The 10,168-nt window shown below is 63.2% G+C and carries 9 protein-coding genes and 1 pseudogene; 3 read left to right on the top strand and 7 right to left on the bottom strand.

Annotated elements, in window-relative coordinates; all coding sequences use genetic code 11:
- Positions 1 to 82: 82 nt before the first annotated feature.
- The 5 genes from EN914_RS11375 to EN914_RS11395 form a co-directional block, all read right to left on the bottom strand.
- Positions 83 to 853 carry an SDR family NAD(P)-dependent oxidoreductase gene (locus tag EN914_RS11375; RefSeq protein ID WP_013532178.1) on the bottom strand — a complete coding sequence of 257 codons (771 nt, stop codon included), beginning with the start codon at positions 851 to 853 and terminating at the stop codon, positions 83 to 85.
- A gap of 13 nt (positions 854 to 866) precedes the next feature.
- Complete coding sequence (locus EN914_RS11380; RefSeq protein ID WP_024504584.1) at positions 867 to 1,862, bottom strand: ABC transporter permease; 996 nt, start codon at positions 1,860 to 1,862, stop codon at positions 867 to 869.
- 146 nt (positions 1,863 to 2,008) lie between these two features.
- Positions 2,009 to 3,049 (bottom strand): sugar ABC transporter substrate-binding protein, encoded by a 1,041-nt coding sequence (locus tag EN914_RS11385; protein WP_013532176.1) that lies wholly within the window; start codon positions 3,047 to 3,049, stop codon positions 2,009 to 2,011.
- 39 nt (positions 3,050 to 3,088) lie between these two features.
- Positions 3,089 to 3,853, bottom strand: a complete 765-nt coding sequence (locus EN914_RS11390) for an ATP-binding cassette domain-containing protein (RefSeq protein ID WP_013532175.1) — start codon at positions 3,851 to 3,853, stop codon at positions 3,089 to 3,091.
- Positions 3,850 to 5,016, bottom strand: a complete 1,167-nt coding sequence (locus EN914_RS11395; RefSeq protein ID WP_024504583.1) for an ROK family transcriptional regulator — start codon at positions 5,014 to 5,016, stop codon at positions 3,850 to 3,852. Before EN914_RS11395 ends, EN914_RS11390 begins: the two co-directional genes overlap by 4 nt.
- 222 nt (positions 5,017 to 5,238) lie before the next feature.
- Between EN914_RS11395 and EN914_RS11405 the strand changes: the two genes are divergently transcribed.
- Together EN914_RS11405 and EN914_RS11410 are read left to right on the top strand one after the other, a co-directional pair.
- A complete protein-coding gene (locus EN914_RS11405) occupies positions 5,239 to 6,417 on the top strand; it encodes a M24 family metallopeptidase (RefSeq protein ID WP_024504582.1) in 1,179 nt (392 codons plus the stop codon).
- Entirely contained in the window at positions 6,404 to 7,633 is a 1,230-nt protein-coding gene (locus EN914_RS11410; protein ID WP_024504581.1) for a M20 family metallopeptidase, read from the top strand. The genes EN914_RS11405 and EN914_RS11410 overlap by 14 nt, the downstream gene beginning before the upstream one ends.
- Positions 7,634 to 7,682: 49 nt before the next feature.
- Here the strand turns inward: EN914_RS11410 and EN914_RS11415 are convergent, their stop codons facing one another.
- Positions 7,683 to 8,987 (bottom strand): M23 family metallopeptidase, encoded by a 1,305-nt coding sequence (locus EN914_RS11415; protein ID WP_024504580.1) that lies wholly within the window; start codon positions 8,985 to 8,987, stop codon positions 7,683 to 7,685.
- Positions 8,988 to 9,137: 150 nt separating this feature from the next.
- The gene (locus EN914_RS11420) at positions 9,138 to 9,605 is read right to left on the bottom strand and encodes a peroxiredoxin (protein ID WP_023810305.1); all 468 of its coding nucleotides are present in this window, start codon (positions 9,603 to 9,605) and stop codon (positions 9,138 to 9,140) included.
- 95 nt (positions 9,606 to 9,700) lie between these two features.
- Between EN914_RS11420 and EN914_RS11425 the strand changes: the two are divergent.
- Positions 9,701 to 10,168, top strand: a pseudogene (locus tag EN914_RS11425) (hypothetical protein); the annotation flags it as partial.

Raw genomic sequence — 10,168 nt, forward strand, 5'->3', positions numbered from 1 at the left:
GTCTTGAGGCAGATCATGGCAAGTGCTGGATGGTCGGCCTCGGTCGCCTGGCGCAGGAAGAAGCCATCGCCGAAATCGATGATCATGGCGGAACGAGCCGGAAATCGCTGCCTTCGGGCAGCAACTGCCCACCATCGACGACGATGGTCGTGCCGGTGATGTAACTGGCATCGTCCGAGGCGAGGAACAGGAAGGCATTGGCGACGTCGCGCGGGCTGCCGAGGCGGCCAAGCGGGATGGAATCCTCCATGTTCTTGATGAACGCCTCGCCGCGATGCAGCTCGATCGCTTCGGTCAGGATGTTGCCGGGCTCGACGCCGTTGACGGTGATGCCGTAGCCGGAGAATTCCAGTGCCGCGGCGCGGATGAAGCCGTTGATGCCGGCCTTGCTGGCCGAATAGTGGCCATGGCCCGGGCTGGTGACATGCGGACCGGTGATGGAGGAGGTGTAGAGCATGCGGCCGAAGCGTTGCGCCTTCATCGGCACCAGGGCCGCGCGGCTGGCATTGAAGGTGCCGCGCAGATTGACCGCCATGACGCGGTCCCAGTCGTCGGCGCTGGTGTTCTCGATCAGCTGCCAGGGATAGATGCCGGCATTCTGCACGATGATGTCGAGACGGCCATGCTGCTTCAGCGCCAGCGCCACGGCGGCCTCGGCGTCGCTCATTTGCGAGATGTCGGTGCGGATGAAGGGGACGCCCAACTCGCCAGCGGTCGCTTGCCCGGCCTCGACTTCGGTGTCGGCGAGCACCAGCCGCGCTCCCTCTTCGGCAAAGCGGAGCGCAATGCCCTTGCCGATGCCGCGGGCGGCGCCGACGATGAGCGCCACCTTGTCTTTTAGCCGTCCTGTCATGCGAGCCGTCCTGTCATGCGAGTCTTTGGCGAATGGTTTGCTTGAAGGCGTCGAGCAGCACCGCGGCCAGCACCAGCAGGCCATGAATCACCTGGGTGAAATTGGCCGGCAGGCCCATCAAATTGATCGCCGTGTTGATGGCCGAGAGCAAAAGCACGCCGGCATAGACGCCGGGGAGGGTGCCGACGCCGCCTTTGAGGCTGACGCCGCCGATGACGACCGCGGCGAAGGCGTTGAACAGCAAGCCGACGCCGAGATTGGCGGTGGCGCCCGACGTGCGGATCGCCAGCAGCCAGCCAGCGAGGCCGGCGATGGCGCCGGCGAGCACGAAGGCGATGATGAGATTGCGGTTAACCCGGATGCCGGCGCGGAAGGTCGCCGTCTCGTTGCCGCCGATCATCACCAGATGCCGGCCGAACGGCGTCTTGGCCATGATCAGCGAAAAGACCACGAAACAGCCAACCGCGATCCAGGCGGTGAGCGGCAGGCCGACAAGGCGCTGGATGCCGAACCAGCGGATGGCCGGCGCCAGGTCCTGCGCCGAGCGGCCGCCCGACACGACCAACACGAGGCCGCGCACCCAGATGTACGACGCCAGCGTGATGATGAAGGCGCTCATCTTCACCTTGACCACCAGATAGCCGTTGAAGGCGCCGATGAGACCGCCGACTGCCAGCGCCAGCAGCAGCGAAACCGAAACCATCAGCCACTCGGGATGCAGCTGCACGCCCATGCCGATGCCCGACGAGCAAAACAGGATGCCGACCGCCATGGCGCTGAGCGCTGCGACGGATTCGACCGACAGATCCATGTGACCGGCGATGATCACCAGCGCCAGGCCGATCGACATGACGCCGAGCACGCTCGAAGCCTCGATGATATTGGCGAAGATGCCGAGCTGAAAGTAGTTCGGGACGAAGATGGAGAAGACCACCAGCACGAACAGCAGCATGAACCAGACGAGGTTGTCGAGTACGAACTCCAGGGCTTTGCGTGTGCGCGGGTTCATGGGTTGATCCGGTTGGCGCCCCCGCGAAATCAACTCGATTTCGTCGGGTTCAGGCGCGGATTCAGATTCGCCACGGCATCCTTTCGGACGCGGCGTTGTGAAAAGGCAGGCTCCGGGCCGCTACGGCCCGGAGCGCTTTCAGATGACTATTCGACCGACTTGACGGTGTCCGTCGGCGGCTTCTGGTTGCCCCAGAAGGCCGGATTATCGACGTTTTCCTTGGTGATCGCTGCACCGGGGATCTTGATGTTCGGACCCCAGGCTTCCTTGGTCACGGTCGATTTCAGGCCGAGCACGTCGTATTCGCCGGGCTTGATTTCCTGCTTCTTGACGATCTTGTCCATGAACATGGCGACAGCCGCGGCCTGCGCGTAAAGCGGCTGCTCGATTTCGGCGTTGAGCCAGCCCTTGCGGATCAGGTCGAGGCCGACCGGAGCGCCGTTCGAGCTCATCAGCATGACGTCGCCCGGCTTCTTGCCGGCCGCCTCGAGCGAGGCGACGGCGGCGACCGATAGGTGCGCGGCATGGCTGAAGATCAGGTCGATGTCGGGGTTGGCCAGCATCTGGTCGGCAACGATTGTGCCGGCATTGCTGGCTTCCCATTGCATGGCCGGAAGCGAGATGATCTTGACGTCCGGAAATGCCTTCATCTTCTCCTCAAAACCCTTCTGGATGTCGAGCGTGTAGGGATCGCCGGGATCGCCGAGCACCTGCAGAACCTTGCCCTTCACCGAGCCGTTCTTGGCTTTCAGCAGCTTCTCGGCCTGATCCGCGGCGACGTAGCCGATCTCGACCGTTCCGGCGACAGAGGTGAAGTCGGACGGGGTCGAGGTGATCTGGCGGTCGAACTCGACCACCGGGATGCCGGCGGCGCGCGCGGCTTCGATGGACGGTTTCAGCGCATTGAAGTCGACTGCAGCCAGGATGATGGCCGCCGGCTTCAGCGCGATGACGTCGTTCATCTGCGATTGCTGGGCGTCGGTCTTGTTGTCGGCGTTCAGCGTCTTCATCTCGTAGCCGGTCTGCTTCAGGAACAGTTCCAGCGCGCTCACCGAGCCGGTCTGGAACTCGTCCAGCAGGGTCGGCACCATATAGTAGACGATACCCTTGGACTGGGCGAATGCCGGCGTGAGCGTGGCAAAGGCCAGTGCAAGGATACCGAAGACAGCAAGAAGTATTCGCTTCATGTCGTTCGCTCCTCTTAAGCCGGACCCCTCTTTTGTCCCTCAGCCTGTCGGTCCGGCACCGGCAAGCGTCTCACCGGTGATCATGTTGATCACCGCGTCGGGACTTGTTTTATTGCGTGCGACATCGCCGGCCACGACGCCCTGGCGGATCACCACGATCCGGTCGGCGACCTGAAAAGCCTGCTGCATGATATGGGTGATGATGACGACGCCGATGCCCTGATTGGCCACCTGGCGGATCATGTCGAGACCGCGCCGCGTCTGTTCGACACCGAGGGCGGCGAATGGTTCGTCGAGCAGCACCAGCTTGCCGCCCCAGTGCACAAAGCGGTTGAGTTCGATGGCTTGCCGCTGGCCGCCCGAAAGGTGCTCGACATTGGCGCGCAGCGAGGGAATGCGGGTGCCGGCATTGGCCAGCGCCTTTCCGACGACGGCTTCCATGGCGCGCTCGTCAAGCACGGGAATGCCGAGAAACTTGCGGGTGATCTCGCGGCCCATGAAAAAATTGGCGACCACGTCGACATTGGTGCACAGCGAGAGATCCTGGTAGACGGTCTCGATGCCGGCCGCCTTGGCCTCGGCCGGTGATTTGGCGAGGAATTCCTTGCCCTCGAACAGCATGCGGCCCGATGTCGGCTCCAGTCCGCCTGATATGATCTTCACCAGTGTCGATTTGCCGGCGCCGTTGTCGCCCAGCAGCGCCACGACCTCGCCCTTGCCGATCGAGAAGCTGATCCCCTTGAGCGCTTCGATCGCGCCATAGTTCTTGGTCACGTTGTCGAGCACCAGCAGGGGTTCACTCATGCCGCAATCTCCCTGCCTTTGAGAAGGTCGCGCTCGCGTTCGCGTTCGGCCGCGAACATCTGCCCGAAGCGAGGTGACAGAACCCCGGAAACCGCCAGGGCGGCGGCGCCCCGCAGCACGGAATGCTGTCCGCCGCGCGCGACCACGACCCTGGGCGTCGTGCGGTCCTTGCGGGCCGAGACGGAGTTGTGCAGGCCTGCGGCCGAACCAGCCAGCATTTCGAGCAGGTCGGTGGATGCCAGCCCGCCGAGGATGACCGTCTCCGGGTCGAACAGGTTCTCGATGACGGCGACGGCGTTGTGAAAGATCGGCGCGACTTCGGCCACCCATTCGGCCTCGCTGCCGTTCCAGCGCCGGAGCGCCTCGAGCGACAAATATCTTTCGAGGCAGCCGCTGTTGCCGCAAGGGCAGGCTTCGCCGCCGGGAATGACGGGAATGTGTCCGATCTCGCCGGCATTTCCCCAGGCGCCGCGCAAGGCGCTGCCGTCATGAACCATGACGCCGCCAAGGCCGACGCCGAAATAGAGATAGTAGTATTCGGAAAACTGGGCGCCGAGGCCATAGAGGCGCTCGCCCATGGCGGCCGCGGCCATATCGGTTTCAAAGAAGGCCGGCAATCCGGTGGAGGCCGCCAGCCGTTCGCGCAGCGCCACGTCCTTCCAGCCGGTCATGGTGGTCGGCCCCACGAAACTCATGGACTCCACGTCGAAGGGGCCGGGCAGGGCCATGCCGACGCCCAGCACCCGTCCGCCAGCCCGCAGTCTGGTCAATTCCACCACCATCGCCCCGATCAACTCGAAGGCGTGGTCCGGCGTCGCGTTCGGCGCTTCGCGGTAGATGCTCTCGATCACGTCGCCGCTCAGATTGATCAAGGCGGCGCTGATACCAAGCGGGGTGATGTGGATGCCGACGGCATAGCCGCCCTCGGGGTTGATCCGGAGCGTCGCCGGCGGCAGGCCGCGCCCCTTCGGCTCTTCGCGCAGCGACAGGATGTAGTCCTGATCTTCCAGTTCGCGAACGATGGTCGATACGGTCTGGACGGTGAGGCCGACGCGCCGGGCGATCTCGCCGCGCGCGATCGGCCCGTGCAGGCGGATGGACTCAAGCACGATGCGCCGGTTGTATGGCCGCCCGAACTCCTGATTGGTCCCCCGCAGTGCCATGCCTTGCGCCCCTTAGGAGAGGATAGCTTGGCACCGCTTATTTATTCAGTCAAATGGAATTCAAAAATAAATGATAGTGAAACACAAATCTTGGGAAGGCCGGGTATGGACGTACCCGGTTCAGGACCTGCCCACACGCCGCCCTGGCCGATTGCCGCCATGGCGAAACCTCTTCAATGGTGAGCGAACCCGCGACCGTTGATGACAAAGCATGGAGCAAAGATGATCGAATTGCCGTTTGCCCGCGACGAGTACCGACAGCGGCTTCGCAAGATCCGCACCGAGATGGCCAAGCGCGGTCTCGAGCTTCTTGTCGTCAACGACGTTGCCAACCAGCATTACATCACCGGTTATGACGGCTGGTCGTTCTACACGCCGCAAATGGTGCTGGTTCCAATCGAGGAGGTCGAGCCGGTCTGGATCGGGCGCGCCATGGATGCGGCCGGCGGTCTTCTGACAGCCTGGATGAAACCGGAAAACGTGGTCGGCTTTCCGGAAGACCATGTCCAGCGAGGCGATCGCCATCCCATGGACTGGATTGCGAACTGGATTGTCGCCAAGAGCTGGGGGAGTCGCCGTATCGGCATCGAACTCGAAGCCTATTATTTCTCCCCCAAGGCGCACGCCCGGCTTGTCGCCGGACTTCCCAATGCAAAATGGCACGATGCCGACCTGCTGGTGAACTGGATCCGGGCGGTCAAATCGGCGCCGGAGATCGCCTATTTGCGCAAGGCATCGACGCTCGCCGAAGCTGCCGTCACGCGAGCCTTCGAGGTGATCGCGCCGGGCGTTCGCGAATGCGACGCCATCGCCGCCATCCAGGCGGCGCAGATCGCGGGCAGCCCGGATTTTGCCGGCGACATCACAGCACTTCCGCCGACAATCCTCGGTGGCGAGAATGCCTCGGCGCCGCACATCATGTGGAGCGATAGGCGGTTCGGAGAAAACGAGACGATTGCGCTGGAACTTGCCGGTGTTTGCCGCCGCTATGCCGCCGGCCTCGCCAGGACCATGCAGCTTGGCAAGACGCCGACAAATGTCTCGGATACCGCCAAAGCGGTGATCGAGGGCATGGACGCGGTGCTCAACGCGGTCAGGCCGGGAACGACTGCCGAAGCGGTCGAAGCTGCCTGGCGCAAGGTCATCCAGCGTTATGGACTGAAGAAGGAATCGCGCATCGGCTACTCCATCGGCGTCGCCTATCCGCCGGATTGGGGCGAACACACGATCAGCCTCAGGCCGGGCGACAAGACGGTGCTTGAACCGGGCAACGTCGTTCATTCCATCCTTGGCATGTGGATGGACGGCTGGGGCATCGAGGTCAGCGAGACCATCCTGGTCACCGAAACCGGCCACGAGACCCTGACGAAGTTCCCGCGAGAGATCCATGTCAAATCCTGAGGGTTCGGCCACGGCGGGTGGTGTTGCGAAAACCGTGACGACCGATATCGACGCCGGAATTCTCGACCGGATGATCGAGGTCCGTCGCCATCTGCACCGCAATCCCGAGCTTTCGAACCAGGAGGCCGGCACGCAGCGTTACCTCAGGCAGATGCTGGTGGATCAGGGAATCGTCGACATTCGCGACGTCGCCGGCTTTGGCCTTGCCGTCGATATTGTCGGCGCCGGCAGGCCGTCAAATCGAAAGATCGCCATTCGCGCCGACATCGATGCCTTGCCGATCGAGGAGGAGTCCGGTGTCGATTATGCATCGACGAATCCAGGTGTGATGCATGCCTGCGGTCACGACGCCCATGCATCGATGGCTTTCGCGGTGGCCGCGCATCTTCACCAGTCGCGGGACAGTTTTGGCGGTACCGTTCGCCTGATCTTCCAGCCGGCGGAGGAGGACGAACCGTCGGGCGGCAAGCGGGTGGTGGAAGAGGGGCTTCTCGACGACATCGACGCCGCCATCTGCGTCCACGTCGATCCGTACACACCGACCGGCAAGATCGCCGTCGGCTCCGGTCCCTACACTCTGGCCTGTGACACGTTCGATGTGGCCGTCATCGGCTCGGCGGCACACGCGGCGAAACCGCATGAAGGTGTCGATGCGTTGGCCGTGGCTTGCTCCCTGGTGAGCGAATTGCAGAAGATCGTTTCGCGCGAGACCGATCCGTACGATCCGCTGGTGATTTCCGTCACGGCCATCAATGGCGGCAACGCATATAATGTCACCGCCGGCAGGGTCACGTTGAAAGGCACCATCCGCAGCGGCAGCGATGCAACCCGCGAGCGGGCCTGGCACCGCGTTCGTACGATAGCCGCGGGTATGGCGACGAGCCACGGCGCGCGTGTCGAGGTCGACATCCACAAGGGCGAACCCGGCGTCGTCAACGATGTCGAGATGACAGAGCTGATTGCCGCCAGCGCCAAGGCCTGCATCGGTGCCGACAACGTCCTCAACACGCCCGGATGGACGATCGCGGACGACTTTGGCTACTACAGCGAGAAACGTCCTTCGGTCTATTTTCGGCTGGGAATCCGGAACGAGGAGATCGGATCGGTCTTTCCGCTCCATCACGCCCGGTTTCGTATCGACGAGGCCGCGTTGAAGGTCGGCGCGACCACCTTGGTTGCGGCAGCGACGGCGTTTCTGTCGACGGGAGGCCCTTAGTCAGCCATCATGATGGTCATCGGCGCATGGGGCAGGAGCCTGGGATCGCTTACAGATACTGGGCGACCTTCTTGCCGACCGTGAGGAAGCGCAAGGGATCGATCGCTTCGCCATTGTGGCGGACTTCGTAGTGCAGATGCGGGCCGGTCGAGCGGCCGCTGCTACCGGTCTTGCCGATGACGGCGCCGGCGTCCAGTTTCTCGCCGACGGTCACGTCGATCTCGCTGAGATGCCCGTAACGTGTCGCAAAACCATTGCCGTGGTCGACTTCAACCATGCGGCCATAGCCGCCGTTCCAGCCTGCCTTGGTGACGGTGCCGGGCGCCGTGACTTTTGCGGCCATGCCGATCGGCGCCCTGAAATCCATGCCGGAATGCAGGGCGGCGGTGCCAAGGAGAGGGTCGGTGCGCACGCCGAACGGGCTGGTGACGGAGTGACCCGGAGCCGGATTGGTCAGCGGCAGCTGGCGCGCTTCTTTCTTGAGATGGTCGAGCGCGTCCAGCGCTTCGTCCAGCTCCTTGACCTTGCTGTCGAACATCATCGAACTGTCGAGCGGGATCAGCGGTCCGCCGACGTCGCTGTCGCCCTTGCCGAAGTCGCTGTCGACGGGCAGTCCGGCCGCCTCGAGCGCCTGGGTGATGGCATCGGCGCTCTTATAGGCATTGTCGGCAAGCGTGCTGATGCGGGTCAGTTGATCGCTCTCGATGGATTTCAACGACTGGTTGATCGAGACGAAGAGCTTGTCGGCACGATCGGCGGCTGAATCATTGGGCAGCGGATCGGAGCGGGTTGACCACAGCGAGAACGGCCTTGTGTCGCCGGCGCCGAGATCGGCGCTCAGGCTGGCGACCGCATAATTCCGCGCGGGCTCTTTGATGCTGCCGGTCACTTCGGCGCGTTTGTCCGGCTTCGCAGCCGCTGCCGGATCTTCGGCCGGCGCTGCGCCGACTTCGCTCTCGGCGCGTTCGAGCAGCGGACCAAGGCGGCCATGACGCTGGCTCAGCTGGCTCTGGCGTTCAAGCAGTTCGCTGACCTTGGTTTCCATCAGCTGCTGGTCGAGCAACTGCCGGCTGGTGATGCGGTCGACCTGGGCGCGAAGCGCCGAAATGCGATCTTCATAGGCTTGCTGCATGCGCGCCTGACGCGCCGTTGTGGCGCCGATCAAATCGTCGCGCAGCACGAGATAGGAGGTGGCCATGAGGTAGCCGACGGCAATGGCGGCCAGCGCCGAGCCGATAAAGGCCGCCAGCCACGGTCGGATCGTAAAATGCCTGATCTCGTTGCCCCGGGCGATGATGACCGTATGGGGCTCCTTACGCTTGCCGAAGACTGCGGACTGACCGGTTGCGTTCACGGGACCAAGCTTTCGTTTACGACACCACGACAGCTTGATTACACATTATTAGGGTTAACAAAGGCTTGCAGCGATAGCTTGCTCACAGCGATTGCCCGCCAGGCGTGCGTAAGGTTGCAAGGGAACCTGGGCCAGCCTCGCCGGCAAACCTCAAAGCGCTCGAACGGCCTCGAGTACCTCTTCGGCATGGCCCTTGACGCGGACCTTGCGCCAAATCCTGGCGATCCGTCCGTCGCGGCCGATCAGGAAGGTCGCGCGCTCGACGCCCATATACTTGCGGCCATACATCGATTTCTCGACCCACAGATGGTAGGCCTCGATCACTTTGCGCTCCTCGTCGGCGGCGAGGTCGATGGTGAGATTGTATTTCGACTTGAACTTGTCGTGCTTCTTGACGGGGTCGGGCGACAGGCCGATCACCACGGCGCCGGCCTTCTCGAACTCCGGCTTCAACTGCGAGAAGCTGATCGCCTCCTGCGTGCAGCTTGTTGTGTCGTCCTGCGGATAGAAATAGAGCACGATGGGCTTGCCGGACGATGCGGCAAGGCTGACCGATCCGCCGCCGTCCCGCGGCAGGTCAAATTGCGGCGCAAGATCGCCTACGTCGAGGTCAGCCATACCGATGCCCTTGTTTGAGGTTACGCGCGAAGCCACACCGATATAGTGTCGGACGGGGATTCGTCCACGATCGAGTTCGTACAACGGAAAATTGCGTGGATCAGGAGCGACCGCAGCACGAGAAGATCCGGTTCAGGCGTGATGAGATCACCGACCTGGGGACCTTTCCGTCCGCCTGCCGTGTGCCGCCGCTTGGTCAGGCGTCGATCGGACGCGGTTTTCGCATCCTGTCGCGACTGTTCGCCGGTCTGGTCGCTTTCGTGCTGCTGGCCGCCGTGCTCGTTTATCTGGTTGGCGCCTCCGGCATCGGAGCCGACCGGCTTCGCGCCGAGGCGGAAACGGCGCTTGAGAAACTGGCGGGCGTCGATGTCAATGTCGCGGTCGGGCCTGCCCGCATCACGCTCGACGGTTCGAGTTTCATCGCGCTTCAGGTCAGCGACGTCAGCTTGAAGACATCAGACGGCAAGCCGATGGCCGATGCCGGCCGCGTGCGCTTCGGCGTGCGTCTGTTCCCGCTGCTGTGGGGAGATGTGCGGCTGACCAGCGCCAGGATCTCGGATGCC

Source organism: Mesorhizobium sp. M7A.F.Ca.CA.001.08.2.1, from assembly GCF_003998455.1.
Classification (GTDB): Bacteria; Pseudomonadota; Alphaproteobacteria; order Rhizobiales; family Rhizobiaceae; genus Mesorhizobium; species Mesorhizobium ciceri.